Below are 17784 nucleotides of genomic sequence, written 5' to 3'. Positions count from 1 at the left end.
GAGGCGTCACTCGTCCCGCGATCGCCTCACACCACCTGCTCGCCGTCGTCGTCGTACACCTCGATGGCGTCGACGGGACAGACCCGCGCCGCGAACTTCGCGTCCAACTCCTCGCCGTCGGGGACCTCGACGACGAACAGGTCCTCCTCCCGCTCCTCGCCGTCGACGAGGTCGGCCTTCCCGTCGTTCAGGTCCTTCTCGAAACCGTCCCACTCGGCGACACACTGGTACATCCCGATACAGGTGTCCCGATCGAACTCGACGCGCATACCCGGGCTACGCGAAGCGGGTACAAAGCGGTGGCGGGGTTCGTCCCGACACGGGGGTCACGTTCACTGGTCGACCCACCTGAGATTTATTACAACATACGCACATTAGCGTTAGATACGTGAACGTGTCCGTGTTCGATCGGGGTCGATCCGTAGTTACTATCCGAAAAGTGGCATGTCAGATCTGACGCGTCGAGACGCGCTTCGACGCGCTACGCTCGGAATGGGTCTGCTCGCCGGTGGAGTGGGAACGGGGACGGCACAATCAAGTCCGTTCGGCGGTGGAACCGGCTCGTCGGCAGATCCGTACCTGATCGAGACCGTTACCCATCTCGGAAACGTTTCCGAAGAACTGGACGCTCACTATCAACTCACCACCGATATCGATCTCGCTGGAACCGGCACTTTCGAACCGATCGGGACGGGGAGGCCACCGTTTACCGGTTCGTTCGATGGAGGTGGACACACGATCCGCGGACTTCGAGTCGATCGTCCGGATTCGGAGGACGTCGGGCTTTTTTCGACGATCGAGGATGCCCTGATCGAACGACTTCGACTCCTCGACGGTCACCTCGTCGGAGACACGGCCGTCGGTGGCCTCGTCGGTCGTAGCACTGGCGGGACCGTCTCCGGATGCTCGATAACCGGAACCGTGGACGGATCGTTCGACCTCGGCGGGCTCGTCGGCGTCAACGACGGCGGAACGATCGAGGACTCCTACGCAGTTATCGACGAGATCGGCACGTTCTCCGGAGGGATCGCCGGAATAAATGACGGAGAGATCGCCCGGACGTACGCGGTGATCCCGATAGAGGGCGAGATCAAAAACGGGATCAGCTTCCAGCGAGACGGCTCTACCGAGGACTCCTACTGGGACTCGGCCGTCGCCCAAGAGCCGGAAGTCTGGGAGCCGACGGGCGTTCCGACTCCGCGGATGACGAGTTCGAACGCACGGACGTACCTGAGTGGACTCGATTTCGACGAGACGTGGGAAACGACCGACGGCTATCCGAAGCTCGCGTGGGAAAACGGAAGTCCGCCGTCTCCCGAACCGACTGCGGCGTTTGTCGTCACCGAGCGGACGCCCGGCGAGATCGAGCTCGATTCCGGTGAACCGTTGACCGTCTCCGCAACGATCGAGAACGTCGGTTCCGAGACCGCCGAACGGGACGTCGAGTTACACTTCGACGGTGCGGTTGACGGTCCGGGGTCAGCCGGCCGCCAAGACGATCTGTCGATCGAACTCACTCCCGACCAGTCGACCTCGATCGAGTTCGACCCCATCGAGACGGACGCCCTCGTCGACGGTGAGTACGCCTACGATGTCAGAACGGGTCACGACCGTAGCGGATCGACGATGACGCTCGGTTCAGGCGGGACGGATGGGGACGTTTGGATCGAGGGGCCACGAGAGGTTCCGGCCGAAGAGGGAGCCACCATCTCCGGGGGCACGGAACTCCCGGACGACGCGACGTTCGAGGTTCGGGCTCGGAGCACGGAGGAAACCTATCCACAGTTCATATACATGACCGAAACGTCCCCCGAGGACGGCGAGTGGACCGCCGAGCTCGATTTCAGTTCTACCTCCCCGGACGACGAGTTCCGTCTCACCGTCACTCACCGGGGGGAGACGCACGTCGAGAGCCGGTGGACGGTCATCGATCCGCTCGCCCTCCTCGAGGTCGATAGGGTCGTTCTCTCGGACCCTGACTCCGGCGACCGCCTCATCGCTCTCGAGGACGACAGGTGGGAGTCCGAGCGTCGGTCGCTCCCGTCGATCCGGCGCGACCAGACGGCGTCGATCGCCGTTACCGTTCTCGACGACGGGGAATCGGTCCCGATCGGTGACGACCTGAACATCCATGTCGAATCCGGAGACGCGTTCCGGGCGGTGGCTGACGGTGACGAGATCGAACTCACTGGTGTCGAAGCGGGAACGTCGGGGCTCACCGTCTCGGTCATCTATCAACAGGAGGTGCGGTATCGGAGTCCGCCGGTTCTCGTGACCGTGACCGATGATGAGACCGATTCGGACGACGGGACTGCCGGTGATGAGACCGATTCGGACGACGGGACTGCCGATGATGACAGTCCCGACGGATCGGTCGGGGAAGACGGAACGGAGCGAGAAACGGAGAACGAGACGAACAGCGGAGCCGATGACGACACGGATGGAGAGGGTATCGAAGACGATCGCCCCGAGTCAGAACCCGACGGCATCGAGGTTCCCGGATTCACCGTTTCCGGTACCGTCGCCACGATCAGCGGCGCGGTCTACGCGTTGTCCCGCCGGATCGGACGCTCCGACGACGAGGGCGGAGAGGAATAGCCAGCGATCTCCCGCCGTTGTCGACCACGTCATCCGGTCGACGACCGTGATGGACGGTCGTGATCACACTCTGACTCCCCGACGGGTAGTTCTCCTCGTTGTGCCGCGGGGTCGGGGACCGCCTCGGCCCGCCCCGTTCACAGGTCGTTCCCGCACCTCGGGAGTTCTCCCGGACGGTGAGGGTATGTCCGTGCCGACCGTGCGGAAAAACGCCCGCTGACGCCGACGCCCTCCGTCGTTCTCGGTCGGGCCGTTTTTATCGGTGCCGTGCGGTTTGTCGCCATGGACTCGGACGGAGGCGCGCTCCGGGACGTGCTCCACAAGCGCGCGGAGGTGTTCCGAACGCTCGAGGGGTCGCCGGCGAGCAAGCCGGAGCTCGTCGAGCGGCTGTCGAGTTCGCGGTCGACCGTCGACCGCGCGATCGACGACTTGGCGGAGATGGACTGCGTCGAGTCGCGCAACGGGACCTACTCGCTCTCCGCAACCGGCCGGCTCGCGCTCGCGGAACACGACCGATACGAGGCCGCGACGCGGACGATCGAGGCGTCGAGCAGCCTGTTGAACGGCCTTCCCGAGGGCACGACGCTCCCGTCTGTCTTCCTCGAGGACGCGACCGTGACCGTCGCGGACCCGCACGCCCCCTCCGGCGCGTCGACGGGGAGCAGTCGGCTCCTCGAGCGGGCGACGGCGATGCGGGGGTTGGCACCGACCGTCCTCAAATCGGACGTGTTCATCATCGACCGCGAGCTGGACCGCGAGGCGCTCGACGTGTCGGTCGTCGCCGAGTCGGCGGTGGTGGAGGCGCTCGCGGAGCTGTCCGACACGCCCGTGGCGACGCTTCTCGCGCGCGACTCCTTCGATCTGTACCGCAGCGAGAGACCGCTCCCGTACGCGCTGTGGGTGATGGAGACGCCCGACGGGGACCACGCGGGGATCACGTTCCGCGGCACGGGCGACGTCACCGGAATGCTGACGAACGACTCGCCGGACGCGGTCGAGTGGGCGAACGCCGAGCTGGAGTCGTATCGAGAGCGGGCGACCCTCGTCGACCGGCCGGTTTAGTTTCGGTGCGGTTCGACGACCAGCCGGTTTAAGGCCGGCGCGGGCGAGGATCCGACGATGACCGCAGTCTGGCTCGTCGACCGGCAGTTCGACTCGAAGGGGCTCGTCCGGCTGACGTACGCGACGGAGGACGGCGAGCGCGTTCACACCAAGGAGTTGGCCGAACAGCGGCTGGTGACCGGCGGCGGGGTGACGGCCGGCCGCGACGTCGACGAGAGCGCGCTCGGCGAGGCCCCCGCCGAGGAGGTCGAGCGGTTCGCCGCGGAGGCGTCGCGGATGGCCGCCGAACACGACCTCGACGACACGGTGTAGCTCCGCGGACGGGGAGCCGTCTCGACGGTCGCCGCCGCGAATCGCACTCCCGCCGCGAATCGCACTCGCCGCCACGAATCGTACTCGGCGCCACATACCGCAGTCAACACGGTGTGCCACGGGAGTCGCGGGTGCGATCGTCCACGCTCCGCGACCGCCCCACACCGCGACCGCCTCCGCACCTCACGCCTCCCCAACCTCGCACCGACCGCGCCGCCGGAAACCGCTCGGCGGCGCGGTCGCTGCTCCCTCGCACGCGTTCCTCGGGACTCCGTCCCTCGTCTCACGCGCGCCGGTCCGCCATCTCGTGTGCGCCGAGTAGTATCCATCGTGGAGCGTCGTCGCCACCCGCCGCCCCCGTTCCGACGGTTTAAATCGCATCGGCGACCAAGTGACGCCAATGCAACCGACCGCCCTCTCCGGGCTCCCCGCGGGCGTCGGCGAGGCGCTCGAGGCCGAGGGCGTCGCCGACCTCTACCCGCCACAGGAGGCCGCCGTCGAGGCGGGCGTCCTCGACGGCGAGAGCCTCGTCGCGGCCGTCCCCACCGCCTCGGGCAAGACGCTGATCGCCGAGCTCGCCATGCTGTCGGCGATCGAACGCGGCGGCAAGGCGCTGTACATCGTCCCCCTGCGCGCGCTCGCCAGCGAGAAGAAGGCGGAGTTCGAGCGCTGGGAGGACCACGGCGTCACCGTCGGCGTCTCCACCGGCAACTACGACTCCGACGGCGAGTGGCTGGCGACGCGCGACGTCATCGTCGCCACCTCGGAGAAGGTGGACTCGCTGATCCGCAACGGCGCGCCGTGGATCGACGACCTCACCTGCGTCGTGAGCGACGAGGTCCACCTCGTCGACGACGCGAGCCGCGGCCCGACCCTCGAAGTCACGCTCGCGAAGCTCCGGAAGGTGAACCCCGGCCTCCAGACCGTGGCGCTGTCCGCGACCGTCGGCAACGCCGACGTCATCGCCGACTGGCTCGACGCGGAGCTCGTCGAGTCCGAGTGGCGGCCGATCGACCTCCGCATCGGGGTTCACTTCGGCAACGCGATCAACTTCGACGACGGGAGCCAGCGGGAGGTGCCAGTCGACCGCGGCGAGGAGCAGACCGCCCGGCTCGTCGCGGACGCGCTCGACACGGAGGAGGACGGACAGGGCGGCTCCTCGCTCGTGTTCGTCAACTCCCGGCGGAACGCCGAGTCGTCGGCCCGGAAGCTCGCGGACGTGACCGGGCCGCGGCTCACGTCCGACGAGCGCGACCGGCTCCGCGAACTGGCCGAGGAGGTCCGCGGCGTCTCCGACACCGACACCTCCGAGGACCTCGCCGACGCGGTCGAGCGCGGGTCGGCCTTCCACCACGCGGGGCTCGCGGCCGAACACCGGAGCCTGATCGAGGACGCGTTCCGCGACCGGCTGATCAAGTGCGTCTCCGCGACGCCGACGCTCGCCGCCGGCGTCAACACCCCCGCGCGGCGGGTGATCGTCCGCGACTGGCGGCGCTACGACGGCGAGTTCGGCGGCATGAAACCCCTCGACGTCCTCGAGATCCACCAGATGTGCGGCCGCGCCGGCCGCCCCGGACTCGACCCGTACGGCGAGGCGGTGCTGCTCGCGAGCGACGCCGACACCATGGAGGAGCTGTTCGACCGGTACGTCTGGGCGGACGCCGAACCCGTCCGCTCCAAGCTCGCGGCCGAGCCCGCGCTGCGGACCCACGTGCTCGCGACGGTCGCGTCCGGCTTCGCCTCCACCCGCGGCGGCCTCCTCGAGTTCCTCGACAACACGCTGTACGCCACCCAGACCGACGACGCGGGGCGGCTCGAGGCCGTCACGGACAGCGTCCTCGAGTACCTCGCGGTCAACGGCTTCCTCGAGCGCGACCGCGAGGGGGGAACGGAGTCGCTCTCGGCGACCGGGATCGGCCACACCGTCTCGCGGCTCTACCTCGACCCGATGAGCGCGGCGGAGATGATCGACGGGCTCCGGGACGCGTGTGCGGTCGCCGGCGACGCGGCCGCCGGAGACGCGGGCGTCGACGACGCGGCCTCCGGGAAGTACGAACGGTCGGTCCCCGGCGACGGAGACGAGGAACCCGGATTCGGGACGTACAGTCCGGTCGAGGGGAACGGGGACGGAACCGAGGCGGCGTCCGACCGCGCCGGCGACGACTCCGCCGACGCGGACGCCGCCACCGCCGACTCCCCGCCCGAGATCACTCCGCTCGGCCTCTATCACCTGGTGAGCCGGACGCCGGACATGTACGAACTCTACCTGAAATCCGGGGACCGTGAGACGTACACCGAGATCTGCTACGAGCGCGAGGCGGAGTTCCTCGGCGATATGCCCTCGGAGTACGAGGACGTTCGCTTCGAGGACTGGCTCGCGGCGCTCAAGACCGCCCGCCTCCTGGAGGACTGGGCCGACGAGGTCGACGAGGACCGGATCGCGGAGCGCTACGGCGTCGGCCCCGGCGACATCCGCGGGAAGGTCGACACCGCGGAGTGGCTGCTCCGCGCCGCCGAGACGCTCGCGGCCGACGTGGACGGGGTCGACGGCGACGCGGTCCTCGCGGTTCGGCGAGCCAGGAAGCGGGTCGAGTACGGCGTCCGCGAGCAGCTGCTCGACCTCGCCGGCGTGCGCAACGTCGGCCGGAAGCGCGCGCGTCGGCTCTACGAGGCGGGCGTGGAGACGCGCGCCGACCTCCGGGAGGCCGACAAGGGGGTCGTGCTCGGCGCGCTCCGCGGCCGCGAGCGGACCGCGGAGCGGATCCTCGAACACGCCGGGCGCGAGGACCCCTCGATGGACGGGATCGACGCGGACCGCTCCGCTTCCGCGGCGGCGACTGCCGGGAGCGGCGACGGTGACGACGAGGGACAGGCCAGCCTCGGTGATTTCCGATGACCGGCTCGGGCGAGTCGGCCGACTCTCCGACCGCTATGACGACCGCGGAGCATCCCGCCCCCCGCCCCGAGACTCGTTTCGTCGAGGGCGTCCTCGTCATCGACGACCTCGACGCGTTCTTGGCGTCCCTCGAGTCGATCCGCGAGGAGATCGGCGCGGTCGTCCAGGCGTTCGACGCCGACCGCGTCGTCGACGCCGACCACCTCCGGCTCGCGACGCGGTTCGCCGCCCGCTCCATCGCGCGCGGCGAGGCGGTCGCCCGCGACCCCGCGGTCGAGATACTGGTGTACGCCGCGGGGCGTCGACAGATCGACCGCGCACTCGACCTCGGCGTCTCGCCGGGAGAGCGACGGGCCGCCCTCGTGGTCGCCGACTTCGGCGACGTCCCCGGCGCGGATACTCTCTCCGCGGACCTCGAGACGGCCGTCGCGTCGGTCGAAGGACTGCTCGCCGCGAGCCCGGAGCCGACGCTCGGCGAGTACGACGACGAGGCAGTCCGCGACTACTACGGCGTCACCGACCGCGAGCTCGCGGCGACCCTCGGCGACCTCGCCGACGTCGTCCACGAGCGCGTCGCGCTGCTCGACGTCGAGAAGTGAGGACGCTGGACCCTCGCCGGCCCGACGGTCCTCCGAAGACCCGTCGCGGACCTCGCGTCCGAGAGCCACGGCTTTCCGTCACGACATCACATACCCCTTCACTTCGATTGGAAACCGCAAGACTGCGCGGATATACCGTTCCAAGAGAAACGAGCGAAACGGCGGTATCGCGATATGTCGGGAAGGCGGAATCGGTGAGGTCGCGGAGAAGACGGATAGTCCATCCTGGATTCGAACCAGGGTCGAAGCCCCCAGAAGGCTTCAGGATTGGCCACTACCCCAATGGACTGTGCGCACCATCGATACTCCACGCGTGTTTGTAAGCGTTGCGCGTCGCGTTCTCCCTGCTACGTACTTGCATACCACGTCCGCTCGATCACCGGTCGTGTAAACGGTCGCGCCGCCGTCCGTGCCGCCGCCCGCCTCGCCGACCCGCTTCTGTCATCGGACGTGGATCGATCGACGTTCTTTAGCCCGGTGGATACGCATCGCCGTGTATGTACATCGGACGGTTCGTCGTCGTCGGTCCCGGGATCGGTGCGTATCGCGTCTCCTCACGGTCGTTCCCGAACCGACGGGTGCGCGACCGGGACGGAACGCTGACCGTCGGCCCGACGCCCGACGCTCCCGAGACGGACAACCCGTACGTCTCGTACAACTGCGCGCGACCGATCGAGACGCCGACGGGCGAGCCGCTGGCGGTCCTCGGTAACGGCTCGCACGTCGATCCGATCGCGGAGAAGGTCGAGCGCGGCTATCCCGCCCGCGACGCCCTGGCGACGTCGCTGCTCGCGCTCGACTTCGAGAAGGACGACTACGACACCCCGCGGATCGCGGGCGTCGTGGGCGCGGACCGGGCGGCGATCGGCGTCGTCCGCCGCGACGCGCTCCTCGTCGAGTACGTCGACGCGCCGACCCTCGTGGCGACCTACGAACGGAACGCGCCGGAGCCGTACGACCTCGAGGCGACCGATGCCGGTTCCGCCGCGAGCGAGGTTCTCGCCGCCGATTTCGAGCATCCCGTGTGTGCCGCCGGCGCTACCGTCGACGCCGACGGCGTCTCGCTGGCGTTCGACAACGGGGAGTAGTCGGCCCCCGTCCGGTTTCCGATCCGCGTCCGTTCCTCCGTGATCGACGGACTTCCGGCTCTCGACGGCTTTTGGGGAAGCGGATTGACCGCGGGCGCGTCACGCCGCTTCCGGATCGAACTCGTCGATCGCCCCGTGAACGCCGGCGACCCACTCGTCGAGCGCGTCGTGGAGGAGCCGCTTCGCCTCCGGGACGGGGATCGCGGTGTACTGATAGACGTACCCGCCGGAGTCCAGCAGTCGCCGGCGACGCTCGACGAGTCCCTTCTCTCGGAGCGTCGACAGCGACCGGTTCACGTTCGAACGGTCCCGGTCGAGCACGTCCGCGAGCTCGGCGACGGTGCTGCCCCGATACTCGATGAGCGTCAGGTACGTCCGGCTCTCGTGGTCGCGGATGCCGAAGACACACGAGAGCACGTGTTCGAACGACGGGGAGACGTCGCCGACGAGGTCGTCGATCTCTGCTTCGGCCATGGCGGAGAGTCGTCCGCGACGGGATTAAAGGGTCAGTGTTCCGCGGCGTACCCCATGCGGTCGAGGCAGGCGCGCATCTCGGACTCCTCGGTGTGTCTGTGGAGGCTCGTCGGGGTGTCACAGTGGTACGTCTCGCCGTCGTATCGAAGCACCACCTCGTGTGCGCTTCCGGCCACCTCGACGTCGAGGACGACCCGCCGCCCCTCCCGCAGCGCGGCGATGATGTCGTCCGCAGGGTACTCGCCGGGCTCGATCCGGAGTTGGCCATCCATGGCGTCCGGTTCGTCCCATCGGAAAATAAAGGTCCTGTGACGCGGCCGGGTCCTCGTCGACGCGGTCGAGGGCCCGTCAGGCGCTCGATCCGACGACCGGGACCCACCGGATCCGAGCCATCACCGCCGATCTCAGGTCATCGTCGACTCGGGACCGCCCTCCTCCTCGGGCGGCTCGACCCCCTCCGCGGCCGCGACGTCCTCGGTGCGTTTCTCGGTCTCGACGTGCCAGCGATCGATCTCCGATTCGTACTCCGCGAGGACGTCGCTCACCTCCGCTTTCAGCTCGTCGTCGTTGACGTTCACCTCGAACTCGAAGGTCTCGCCGTCGTCGCCGCGAGCGACTTCGGTGACGTTGGCGCTGATGAGCTCGTTGTCGAAGTAGTACGGGGCCATCTGGGTCATCACCTTCCGGTACACCGTGTCCTCGACCTTCCGGATCGCCTTTCGGCTCGCCGAGTCGGCGGCGCGGGCGACGTGGTTTATCGACTCGCCCCAGCGCTCCATCGCGCCCTCCGTGTCGTCCTCCTCGACCTTCTCGTAGGACTCGGTGAGCTTCTCGCCGGCCGTCTGGAGGTCGTCTCCGGGGGTCTTGCCCGCCTTCTCGCCGTCCCCCTCGTTCACCGACGCCTGCTTCGCGGTCTTCTCGGAGACGTCCTCGTCGATCCGTTCGTGGGCCTTCGGCCGCCAGTCGTCGAACTCGTGGAACGCGTCGCCGTCCACGCCGGCCTCCCGGAGCGCGAGCGTGATCCGCTCGCCGTGCTCGACGACGTCTCCCCAGTCCCCGCGTTGCTTGAACCCGGAGATGCTCTCTTCCATTGGTCGTGAAAACGGACGTGTCGGACGACTATAAGTCTCCCCGTCGGCGTCTCGTCGCCGACGTCGGACGGACGGCTCCGCGACGGCGACGCTCCCGCCGCTGTCGAAGCGCGCGAGGTTCCTACTTCTCGTAGGCGATCCGCCGCGCGACGTCGTCGATCCGCGATTTGAGGTCGCCGAGGAACCCGGCGGGCGACACCCGGCGGATCGCGGACTCGTCGACCTCGATCCGGTCGCCGGCGAACGGGTCGCGCTCGGCGCGCTCCTCGGGCGACTCGCCGTCGTTCACCACGTCGACGACGGTCGACATCGAACACCGTCCGCAGGCTTCGGTTCGTTTCGGTCCCTCGTTCATGCGTATCCCTGTCACGACCGTGGGAGGGAATCCACTAAACGGTGTCGGCGCCGCGTCCCGTGCACACGACCGGTCGGAGGGCTCCGTCCGCCCCCCGACGCGCTTTTATGACGCGTGTGGAATCATCACGCATGGGATACCGCGTCGTCGACACGGAGTCGGTCGAACCGGAGCCGGATCGCCCCTGCGAGTGCCGGAAGCTGACGGGGCCCGCGGGGCTCGAGGAACTGGCGGTGAACCGCTTCCGTGCCGAACCGGGCGAGCAGGTCCCGCTCGCGTACCACTACCACGAGACCCAGGAGGAGGCCTTCTACGTCCTCTCGGGGACGCTCGCGGTCGAGACGCCCGACCGGACCTACGAGGTCGACGCCGGCGGGCTCCTCGCCGTCGACCCGGGAAGCCCCCAGCGGGCGCACAACCCCGCGGACGCCGACGAGCCGGTCGAGCTGCTCGCGATCGGCGCGCCGCCGACGTCCGGCGACGCGGTCGCGTACGATCCCGCCGCGAGCGACGACGCCGACACCGACGAGTGACCATGGCCGAGCGCGACTCGAGCGGCGGCGAGGACGAAGGACCGAAACCTGGAACCGCCCCGCGTCACGACCCCGAGGAGCTGCCGGCGGAGATCCGCGAGGGCGTCCCCGACTACGACGACGAGTACCTCGACCGGGTCTCCGATCGGCTGTTGTACAGCTACGACCTCGACGCCGACTACGCCGTCGACGGGGAGCGGTTCGAGCTGTACGCGGAGCTGCGGATGCGAAACCAGAAGCAGTTCCTGCATCCCGCGTTGAGCTACGCCGACCACGAGACGAAGGAGTACCTGTTCGCCCGGCGGGTCGCGACCCCGACCGTCGGAGAGTTGAAGCGGCTCGTCGACCTCGGTCACGAGGTCGCCGACGAGCGCGTCGAGGGCGACGAACAGCACTACGGCACCGACGTAACCTTCGTGCTCGTCGGCGACCGGCTTCCGGAGGCGGTCGCCGACTTCGTCGACGGCTTCCGCGACCGAACCCTCCTGAAGTTCGGCTACTACGGCCACTACGAGGTGAACCTGATCGTCGTCGCGCCCGAGACGGAGTCGATCGTCGCCAGCGAGGCGGCGGGGATCGCCGACGCCTTCCGGCTCTGGGAGCCGGTCGAACCTCCCGATGAGGGGTTCTTCTCCCGGTTCGCCAAGCGGTTCTGGCGGTAGTGTCGGCTCACGAATACACCGAGAACGGAGGGCGGAACGACGCGGAGAGGCGGTCTCGACGTCAGTCGTCGCCGGGTTCGGCGGCGGATCGGCTCCCGCCCCGAACCGATTTCAGGTTACCGTACCCGAGCCGGACGAGCGACAACGCGAGCCCGACCAACACGAGCGCGAGGACGATCTGTACCCCCGAGGAGATCTGCGCGCCGATCGTTCCGGCACCGCCCTGGATGATGTTGAGATAGAGGTTCTGGAACAGCGCCAGCCAGAGCAGGCCGAGCACCGTGATCGTCACCATGACCGCCATCGGAACGCCGGTGGAGACGAGCTGTTTGGAGTCGTCCCAGTTGGCGATCCAGACGGTCGCCGTCAGGAGCGCCAGCGCGGCGAGCAGCTGGTTCGCGCCGCCGAACAGTGCCCACAGCGTCGCCCACTGCCCGGAGATCACGAGGAGGTAGCCGAATCCGATCTGGATCAGCGGGTTGGTGTACCGCCCGCGGGCGAACGAACCGATGCCGCCCGAGAGGCCGGTGTCGGTCGTTCCGCTCGGCGTGCCGACGATCTCCTCCATCATGTAGCGACCGAGCCGGACGGCCGTGTCGGTGGACGTGAGGAGGAAGCTCACGAGCACGAGCGCCATGAAGACGGAGCCGACCGCCTGGGGGACGCCGAAGCTCGTGAGGATCATGCCGCCGCCGGTCGCGAAGTTCGGGAGCGCGCCGCCGATCCCGCCGGCCGCCGCGTCGCCGGCGAACCCGGCGACCGCGAGCGTCGACAGCGCCAGCGCGGCGAGTAACCCCTCACCGAGCATGCCGCCGTAGCCGATGAGCCGGGCGTCGCTCTCCTTGTTCAGCTGTTTCGCGGTCGTCCCCGAGGAGACGAGCGAGTGGAACCCGCTTATCGTCCCACAGGCGATGGTGATGAAGAGCAGCGGGAAGAGCGGATACAGCCCCGCGGCCTCGACGCCCCAGAAGCCCTGGAACGCGGCGATCGACGAGTCGACGACGAGCGGCTCCGCCGACGTCGCGAACAGCGTACCGACGATGATCGCGAGGACCCCGCCGCCGACCCCGGTGTACAGCAGGAACGACGAGAGGTAGTCACGCGGCTGGAGCAGGACCCACACCGGGAGCGCGCTCGCTATCGCGCCGTACACCATGATCACCGGGACCCACGCGGCGGTGTTGCCGCCGAGCGCGGCCGCGCCCGGGACCCACGAGCCGGTACTGCTGAACAGCACGAACGTCCCCGGGTCGTGGCTGGCCTCGCCGGCCAGCTCGAACAGCGCGAACGGGTACTGGATCCCGACCCAGACGCCGGCGAAGACGCCGGCGACGAAGAGCACGGTTCCCGGAACGAACGGGCCGTTGAGCTGGTAGAGGTACACCCCGAAGCCGAGCGCGAGGAGCACGTACACGAAGCTCGCGGTCGTCACCTCCGGGAACGCGTTGAACACGATCCCGACCACCAACGCGAACACCGCGACGACCAGGATGATCGTGAGGAACGCGAACCACAACAGGAGGTCCTTCCCGCGCTCGCCGACGTACTGGCCGACGATGTAGCCGATCGACCGCCCCTCGTGGCGGATCGACCCCGAAAGCGAGATGAAGTCGTGGACCGCGCCCATCAGCGGGTTGCCGATGGCGACCCACAGAAGCGCGGGGACCCATCCCCAGATGGCCCCCGCCGTGATCGGGCCGACGATCGGCGCGCCGCCCGCGATGCTCGAGAAGTGATGCCCCAGTAGTACCGGCTTCTTCGCCGGTACGTACTCCTGTCCGTCCTCGTATTTGTGTGCCGGCGTCTCGCGGTCGTCGTCGAGGTCGACGAACCGCGAGAGGTACCGCGAGTACCCCATGTACCCGACGGTGAACGTCGCCAACACGGCAGCTACGATCCAGATTACACTTGTCATAGGTTCTGCCTCGTGCTACGCGTTTTCGAACGACGTGTTAAATATTACCATCAACCGTGAATGTTTCGGCGGACGCCGGCGACGTGATCGGGTCCGATGACCGTACTGGAACTTATTTTCGATACATACGATATTAGTTATAAATTTTCTTTTTTGATTCGAATCACGCGCGCTCGGGCGCCGCGGGTTCGACGTCGAGCTCGGCGGCCACCTCCGCGAGGAGATCGCCGCGGACCTCGCGGGTCCGGGACTCGATCGCCGCGAGCAGCGGCGGATCGAAGCCCTCCTCGACCTGTTCGATCCGTTCGCGTTCGGTGGCGACCTTCTCGCGCAGGTACCGGGCCCCCCGGCCCTCCTCGTCGTCGTCGGGTTCGGGGGTCAGCTTGTTCGCGACGAGGCCGCGGACCTCGAGGTCGCGCTCGGCGAACGCCCCGATCGCCCGCCCGGTCTCGTTGACCGACAGCTGATCGGGGTTCAACACGAGGAAGAAGGCGGACTCCTCCCGGAGGGCCTCCCCCGCGTACTCGAAGAACTCCTTGCGCTCTCGAAGCCGGGCCAGAACAGGGTCCCCGTCCATCACCCGTCGGGCCTCCATGTCGCCGATCGCCGCCTTCTCGAAGAGGTCGATCGACTGCCGCCGTTTGTACATCAGCCGGTCGATCCAGTCGCCGAGGAACTCCGGAAGCCCGAGCAGTCGGAGCGTCGATCCCGTCGGTGCCGTATCGAAGACGACCCGGTCGTACGGGTCGCTCTCCTCGCGCATCACGCCGACGAACGCGTCGAAGAGCGCCGCCTCGTACGCGCCGGGGGTCCCGTGTGACATCTCCAACTGGCGGTTGATCTCCGAGACCATCGCGGCCGAGACCTGCTCCGAGAGCCCCTCGCGGATCTCGTCGAGGTGCCGTTGGACCTCGTCGTCCGGGTCGATCTCCATCGCGTCGAGCCCGTCGACGCCCTCGACCGGTGCCGGGTCGTCGTCGAACCGCTGGTCGAAGACGTCCGACACCGAGTGGGCCGGGTCGGTCGAGACGACGAGCGTCCGCAGTCCCGCGTTCGCACACTTGTACCCGTACGCACACGAGACGGTGGTCTTGCCGACGCCGCCCTTCCCGCCGAAGAACACGAACCGGTCCATCAGAAGTGGTACTGCTGGCCCTTGCGCTCGATCAGGGTCTCACGGTCCCACAGTCGACGCTCCCACGCCTCGAACTCGTTCTCGAGGTACGGCAACAGCTCGGCGGTGTAATACGAGACGGGTGAGGGGATCCCGAACGCGTCGGGGAAACACGCCAGCATGAACGCGTCCTCGGCGTCCTCGGCCTCCTTTTCGATCTTCTCGTAGGCCGGATGGGTGATCATTCCGTGATAGAGCCCGCGGAGCCACTCCTCGAGGGCGGCACGGAACGCCGCGATCCGGTCTGCGACTGTCATCGTCTTCCATGGCGGGGCGACCGCCGTAAACCTGTCGCGGACGTGAGACCGGCGCACGGAGGGAAAACGAAGGGGCGGCGAACGGGTCGGCGTCTCAGGCCGAACTGCCGTCGGTGACTTCCGGCTGTTCCTCCTCGTCGTCCCGGTCGGCGAACTCCGGGCGGTCGTGGTCCAGGTTCGGGGCGTGGGTCCCGTCCCCCATCGAGAGCCAGACGAGGTACAGCATGGCGATGACCATCAATGCCGTCGCGACGATCGCGGCGATCCCGGTAATGGGAACGAGACCGTTCATGGCGGGTGGTCGGTGCGGATGGCGTATCAACGTATCGGCTTCTGCCGGGTTCGATCGAACCGCTCGCGGACCCCCGCTGCCGCGGAGTTGAAGGACGCTCGGTCTCGAGTCCCCTCCATGAGCGACCGGATCCCGGTGACCGTGCTGTCGGGCAGCCTCGGGGCGGGCAAGACGACGCTTCTGAACCACCTGCTGGCGAACGCGGGCGACCGCGAGATCGCCGTGCTCGTCAACGACATGGGCGACGTGAACGTCGACGCGGAGCTGATCGCGGAGGGCTCCGAGCTCGACGTCGACGACGGGGTCACGGAGCTGTCGAACGGCTGTATCTGCTGTGAGCTACAGGACGACCTCGAGACCGCCGTGGTGCGGCTCGCGAACGAGCGCTCCTTCGACCACCTCGTCGTCGAGTCCTCGGGGATCTCCGAGCCCGCGCCGGTGGCCCGGCTGTTCACGACCGAGTCGCGGGCGGCCGCGCGCTACCGCGTGGACGCGCTCGTCACCGTGCTCGACGCCCGGCTGTTCCTCGACTCCTTCTCCGATGCCGAGTCCCCCGAGCGCCGCGGCACCGACGCCGAGGGTCGTCCGCTCTCGGACCTCCTCGTCGAACAGGTCGAGGTCTCAAATGTCGTCCTCCTCAACAAGGCCGACCTGTGTACCGACGCGGAGCTCGATCGCGCCGAGGAACTCGTCGCCGCGCTCCAGCCGGACGCGGCGACGATCCGCACCGAGTTCTCCGCGGTCGACCCCGACCGACTGCTCGCCGTCGACCTGTTCGACGAGCGGGAGGTGTCGACGCTTCCCGGCTGGAAGCGCGCGCTGGCGGACCCCGGACACGGGAGCGGCGGAGACGAGGGGGACGACGACGGTCACGGTCACGCCGATTCGGACGGCCACGCCGAGGGCGACGACCACGGCCACGCCCACCGCCACCCCGACGAGGTGTACGGCGTCACCTCGTTCACGTATCGTCGCCGTCGCCCGTTCCATCCGGCGCGGATCGCGGCGGTCCTGCGCGACCTCCCCGCGGGCGTCGTCCGGTCGAAGGGGACGCTCTGGGTCGCCGGCAACGACCGCCGCCAGCAGGTCGGGCAGGCGGGGCCGTCGGTCCGGGTGACCGCTCCCGGGCCGTGGATCGCGAGCCGGCCCGAGGTCGAACGCGACATGCTCCGGTCGAACCGCCCGGACCTCGACTGGCACGACGAACACGGGGACCGCGAGACGGCCTACGTCGTCATCGGAACCGACTTCGACGAGGCGGCGCTCGTCGACCGGCTCGACGACGCGCTCGTCACCGACGAGGAGTGGGAGCGCGTCGACGCGGGTGAAGGGCTCGACGGAACGGACCCGTTCCCGACCGAGGACGGCGGGGAGGTCGTCCTCCGGGAGCCCTGACCGGTCCGGTCGGAACACCCGCTGATTCGGTTTTTCCTCCTCCCGCCTCTCTCGTCTCCCGTCTCTCGCCTCGCTCTCAACAGGCGCAGCCGGAGCCGCTCGCGCGCTCGAACCGCATCGCCTCCCCGCAGTCGGGACACCGCGGCGTTCCCTCCGCGTCGCGGTCGAGCCCTTCGGCGTCGACGTTCACGTCGCGGACCCGGACGGTACAGTCGTCACACCAGTACGCTCCCTCCGAGCCGTCGTCGCCGCCCTCGCTCGGCGCGCGTTGCGTCGACGACGCGAACGCCTCCGTGACGGTGTCGAGGATGCCCATGTCCGTCGCTCGGCACCCCTCACCCCTCATCTTGTGGGTGGTGTGTGAACGTCACGCACACCCGAACGGCGGTCGGGGGAGCGTCGCCGCGGTCACAAAAGCGGGAGCGTCAGCCCCGCGAGGACCACCCCGAGCGCGAGCGCGGCGTACAACAGTCGCTCGAACCGCGGCTCGGCCGGGAGCGGTCCGGCGTCGACCGCGGGCGCGCTCCTGACGAACTGCGCGTACGCGACGGTCGCGATCCCGGCGAACGCGACCCCCGACGCCGCGAGCGACGCCTCCAGTGAGACCCCGTACGCGAGCCCGTAGATCGGGCCGATCGAGAACGCGAGCATGAACGCGAGGCTCGCGCTCACGAGGAACGGAACCGGATCGACCGGCTCGCCCCGTCGGTTTCGCGTGAGTCTCGGTCGATCCGACCGGCTCATACCCGCTCCGTGGGTTCACACGAACAAAAGAGGGTGGTACGCGGCGGGTCGAACGACGTCGTTTACGGTCCGATCCCGTCGAACCGGCCGGTATACCTCGAGTGCTTATAGGATGGTTGTTTCGGTGAATATCCGGGTGAGTAAAAGAGAATCGTTGCTGGCGGAGTGAACACCGCCAAAGCCCCAGCCACGAGGACTCGCGCGGCTCGTTGTGCTCCTCGTCGCTCACTTTGTTCGCTCCTGCGGTGCTTACTTCGCCGGGCTTCGTCCTCGTGGCAGCGAGGCGCTCCGCGCCTCTGGCAGCCGGCGGCTCCGCCGCCGGCGACTGCCCCTTTGA

21 protein-coding genes, 1 tRNA gene and 1 pseudogene are annotated in these 17784 nt (G+C 68.4%); 10 read left to right on the top strand and 13 right to left on the bottom strand.

Going from position 1 to position 17784, the window contains the following annotated elements; genetic code table 11:
- Positions 1-26: 26 nt before the first annotated feature.
- On the bottom strand, positions 27-269 hold the full coding sequence (locus F3H10_RS14795; protein ID WP_149785548.1) for a ferredoxin: 243 nt from the start codon (positions 267-269) through the stop codon (positions 27-29).
- 265 nt (positions 270-534) lie between these two features.
- Positions 535-840, bottom strand: coding sequence for a hypothetical protein (locus F3H10_RS16400; RefSeq protein WP_223174334.1), 306 nt, complete (start codon positions 838-840; stop codon positions 535-537).
- Here F3H10_RS16400 and F3H10_RS16590 point away from each other — a divergent pair.
- The 6 genes and pseudogenes from F3H10_RS16590 to cgi121 all read left to right on the top strand — a co-directional run.
- Positions 796-915: pseudogene (locus tag F3H10_RS16590) on the top strand (GLUG motif-containing protein); the annotation flags it as partial. The gene F3H10_RS16400 and the pseudogene F3H10_RS16590 overlap by 45 nt on opposite strands.
- Positions 916-921: 6 nt before the next feature.
- Complete coding sequence (locus F3H10_RS14790; protein ID WP_262488573.1) at positions 922-2598, top strand: BGTF surface domain-containing protein; 1677 nt, start codon at positions 922-924, stop codon at positions 2596-2598.
- Positions 2599-2880: 282 nt separating this feature from the next.
- Positions 2881-3660, top strand: a complete 780-nt coding sequence (locus tag F3H10_RS14785) for a helix-turn-helix transcriptional regulator (protein ID WP_149785546.1) — start codon at positions 2881-2883, stop codon at positions 3658-3660.
- A 57-nt stretch (positions 3661-3717) separates the two neighbouring features.
- The gene (locus F3H10_RS14780; protein ID WP_149785545.1) at positions 3718-3972 is read left to right on the top strand and encodes a hypothetical protein; all 255 of its coding nucleotides are present in this window, start codon (positions 3718-3720) and stop codon (positions 3970-3972) included.
- A gap of 400 nt (positions 3973-4372) precedes the next feature.
- The gene (locus tag F3H10_RS14775; RefSeq protein ID WP_149785544.1) at positions 4373-6868 is read left to right on the top strand and encodes an ATP-dependent DNA helicase; all 2496 of its coding nucleotides are present in this window, start codon (positions 4373-4375) and stop codon (positions 6866-6868) included.
- Complete coding sequence (cgi121, locus tag F3H10_RS14770; RefSeq protein ID WP_149785543.1) at positions 6865-7467, top strand: KEOPS complex subunit Cgi121; 603 nt, start codon at positions 6865-6867, stop codon at positions 7465-7467. Before F3H10_RS14775 ends, cgi121 begins: the two co-directional genes overlap by 4 nt.
- Positions 7468-7683: 216 nt before the next feature.
- Here the strand turns inward: cgi121 and F3H10_RS14765 are convergent.
- Positions 7684-7756, bottom strand: a tRNA-Gln gene (locus F3H10_RS14765).
- A gap of 208 nt (positions 7757-7964) precedes the next feature.
- On the opposite strand from F3H10_RS14765, the gene F3H10_RS14760 reads away from it, so the two are divergent.
- Positions 7965-8555 carry an IMP cyclohydrolase gene (locus F3H10_RS14760; protein WP_149785542.1) on the top strand — a complete coding sequence of 197 codons (591 nt, stop codon included), beginning with the start codon at positions 7965-7967 and terminating at the stop codon, positions 8553-8555.
- A gap of 99 nt (positions 8556-8654) precedes the next feature.
- Here F3H10_RS14760 and F3H10_RS14755 read toward each other — a convergent pair whose 3' ends face one another.
- The 4 genes from F3H10_RS14755 to F3H10_RS14740 all read right to left on the bottom strand — a co-directional run bounded on the left by F3H10_RS14755 (position 8655) and on the right by F3H10_RS14740 (position 10475).
- Entirely contained in the window at positions 8655-9029 is a 375-nt protein-coding gene (locus F3H10_RS14755) for a helix-turn-helix domain-containing protein (protein ID WP_149785541.1), read from the bottom strand.
- Positions 9030-9061: 32 nt separating this feature from the next.
- Positions 9062-9301 carry a hypothetical protein gene (locus F3H10_RS14750; RefSeq protein WP_149785540.1) on the bottom strand — a complete coding sequence of 80 codons (240 nt, stop codon included), beginning with the start codon at positions 9299-9301 and terminating at the stop codon, positions 9062-9064.
- Positions 9302-9433: 132 nt separating this feature from the next.
- Positions 9434-10120 (bottom strand): DUF5828 family protein, encoded by a 687-nt coding sequence (locus tag F3H10_RS14745; RefSeq protein WP_149785539.1) that lies wholly within the window; start codon positions 10118-10120, stop codon positions 9434-9436.
- 121 nt (positions 10121-10241) lie between these two features.
- The gene (locus tag F3H10_RS14740) at positions 10242-10475 is read right to left on the bottom strand and encodes a hypothetical protein (RefSeq protein WP_149785538.1); all 234 of its coding nucleotides are present in this window, start codon (positions 10473-10475) and stop codon (positions 10242-10244) included.
- A gap of 131 nt (positions 10476-10606) precedes the next feature.
- On the opposite strand from F3H10_RS14740, the gene F3H10_RS14735 reads away from it, so the two are divergent.
- A complete protein-coding gene (locus F3H10_RS14735; RefSeq protein ID WP_149785537.1) occupies positions 10607-11008 on the top strand; it encodes a cupin domain-containing protein in 402 nt (133 codons plus the stop codon).
- 2 nt (positions 11009-11010) lie between these two features.
- Positions 11011-11670, top strand: coding sequence for a hypothetical protein (locus tag F3H10_RS14730; RefSeq protein ID WP_149785536.1), 660 nt, complete (start codon positions 11011-11013; stop codon positions 11668-11670).
- A 61-nt stretch (positions 11671-11731) separates the two neighbouring features.
- On the opposite strand, the gene F3H10_RS14725 is transcribed toward F3H10_RS14730, so the two are convergent.
- From F3H10_RS14725 to F3H10_RS14710, 4 genes are all read right to left on the bottom strand, one after another.
- Complete coding sequence (locus F3H10_RS14725) at positions 11732-13585, bottom strand: carbon starvation CstA family protein (protein WP_149785535.1); 1854 nt, start codon at positions 13583-13585, stop codon at positions 11732-11734.
- A gap of 163 nt (positions 13586-13748) precedes the next feature.
- Positions 13749-14720 (bottom strand): ArsA family ATPase, encoded by a 972-nt coding sequence (locus F3H10_RS14720; protein ID WP_149785534.1) that lies wholly within the window; start codon positions 14718-14720, stop codon positions 13749-13751.
- A complete protein-coding gene (locus F3H10_RS14715; RefSeq protein ID WP_149785533.1) occupies positions 14720-15016 on the bottom strand; it encodes a hypothetical protein in 297 nt (98 codons plus the stop codon). The genes F3H10_RS14720 and F3H10_RS14715 overlap by 1 nt, the downstream gene beginning before the upstream one ends.
- A 94-nt stretch (positions 15017-15110) precedes the next feature.
- Positions 15111-15308, bottom strand: coding sequence for a hypothetical protein (locus F3H10_RS14710; protein ID WP_149785532.1), 198 nt, complete (start codon positions 15306-15308; stop codon positions 15111-15113).
- A 117-nt stretch (positions 15309-15425) separates the two neighbouring features.
- Between F3H10_RS14710 and F3H10_RS14705 the strand changes: the two genes are divergently transcribed.
- Positions 15426-16703, top strand: coding sequence for a CobW family GTP-binding protein (locus F3H10_RS14705; RefSeq protein ID WP_149785531.1), 1278 nt, complete (start codon positions 15426-15428; stop codon positions 16701-16703).
- Positions 16704-16779: 76 nt separating this feature from the next.
- On the opposite strand, the gene F3H10_RS14700 is transcribed toward F3H10_RS14705, so the two are convergent.
- Positions 16780-17019 carry a hypothetical protein gene (locus tag F3H10_RS14700; RefSeq protein ID WP_149785530.1) on the bottom strand — a complete coding sequence of 80 codons (240 nt, stop codon included), beginning with the start codon at positions 17017-17019 and terminating at the stop codon, positions 16780-16782.
- Between the two features lie 92 nt (positions 17020-17111).
- The gene (locus F3H10_RS14695; protein WP_149785529.1) at positions 17112-17447 is read right to left on the bottom strand and encodes a hypothetical protein; all 336 of its coding nucleotides are present in this window, start codon (positions 17445-17447) and stop codon (positions 17112-17114) included.
- Positions 17448-17784: the final 337 nt, after the last annotated feature.

Origin of the sequence: Halorubrum aquaticum (genome assembly GCF_900113615.1) — an archaeon.
GTDB lineage: Archaea > Halobacteriota > Halobacteria > Halobacteriales > Haloferacaceae > Halorubrum > Halorubrum aquaticum.
The sequence above is the reverse complement of the archived record's forward strand: the minus strand, read 5'-3'. Positions and strand labels throughout refer to the sequence as shown.

What these genes read in the sequence shown, in the direction of transcription:
- F3H10_RS14795 (WP_149785548.1), bottom strand. Translation starts at nt 269, where the DNA reads ATGCGCGTCGAGTTCGATCGGGACACCTGTATCGGGATGTACCAGTGT.
- F3H10_RS14785 (WP_149785546.1), top strand. Translation starts at nt 2,881, where the DNA reads ATGGACTCGGACGGAGGCGCGCTCCGGGACGTGCTCCACAAGCGCGCG.
- F3H10_RS14780 (WP_149785545.1), top strand. Translation starts at nt 3,718, where the DNA reads ATGACCGCAGTCTGGCTCGTCGACCGGCAGTTCGACTCGAAGGGGCTC.
- F3H10_RS14775 (WP_149785544.1), top strand. Translation starts at nt 4,373, where the DNA reads ATGCAACCGACCGCCCTCTCCGGGCTCCCCGCGGGCGTCGGCGAGGCG.
- cgi121 (WP_149785543.1), top strand. Translation starts at nt 6,865, where the DNA reads ATGACCGGCTCGGGCGAGTCGGCCGACTCTCCGACCGCTATGACGACC.
- F3H10_RS14760 (WP_149785542.1), top strand. Translation starts at nt 7,965, where the DNA reads ATGTACATCGGACGGTTCGTCGTCGTCGGTCCCGGGATCGGTGCGTAT.
- F3H10_RS14755 (WP_149785541.1), bottom strand. Translation starts at nt 9,029, where the DNA reads ATGGCCGAAGCAGAGATCGACGACCTCGTCGGCGACGTCTCCCCGTCG.
- F3H10_RS14750 (WP_149785540.1), bottom strand. Translation starts at nt 9,301, where the DNA reads ATGGATGGCCAACTCCGGATCGAGCCCGGCGAGTACCCTGCGGACGAC.
- F3H10_RS14745 (WP_149785539.1), bottom strand. Translation starts at nt 10,120, where the DNA reads ATGGAAGAGAGCATCTCCGGGTTCAAGCAACGCGGGGACTGGGGAGAC.
- F3H10_RS14740 (WP_149785538.1), bottom strand. Translation starts at nt 10,475, where the DNA reads ATGAACGAGGGACCGAAACGAACCGAAGCCTGCGGACGGTGTTCGATG.
- F3H10_RS14735 (WP_149785537.1), top strand. Translation starts at nt 10,607, where the DNA reads ATGGGATACCGCGTCGTCGACACGGAGTCGGTCGAACCGGAGCCGGAT.
- F3H10_RS14730 (WP_149785536.1), top strand. Translation starts at nt 11,011, where the DNA reads ATGGCCGAGCGCGACTCGAGCGGCGGCGAGGACGAAGGACCGAAACCT.
- F3H10_RS14725 (WP_149785535.1), bottom strand. Translation starts at nt 13,585, where the DNA reads ATGACAAGTGTAATCTGGATCGTAGCTGCCGTGTTGGCGACGTTCACC.
- F3H10_RS14720 (WP_149785534.1), bottom strand. Translation starts at nt 14,720, where the DNA reads ATGGACCGGTTCGTGTTCTTCGGCGGGAAGGGCGGCGTCGGCAAGACC.
- F3H10_RS14715 (WP_149785533.1), bottom strand. Translation starts at nt 15,016, where the DNA reads ATGACAGTCGCAGACCGGATCGCGGCGTTCCGTGCCGCCCTCGAGGAG.
- F3H10_RS14710 (WP_149785532.1), bottom strand. Translation starts at nt 15,308, where the DNA reads ATGAACGGTCTCGTTCCCATTACCGGGATCGCCGCGATCGTCGCGACG.
- F3H10_RS14705 (WP_149785531.1), top strand. Translation starts at nt 15,426, where the DNA reads ATGAGCGACCGGATCCCGGTGACCGTGCTGTCGGGCAGCCTCGGGGCG.
- F3H10_RS14700 (WP_149785530.1), bottom strand. Translation starts at nt 17,019, where the DNA reads ATGGGCATCCTCGACACCGTCACGGAGGCGTTCGCGTCGTCGACGCAA.
- F3H10_RS14695 (WP_149785529.1), bottom strand. Translation starts at nt 17,447, where the DNA reads ATGAGCCGGTCGGATCGACCGAGACTCACGCGAAACCGACGGGGCGAG.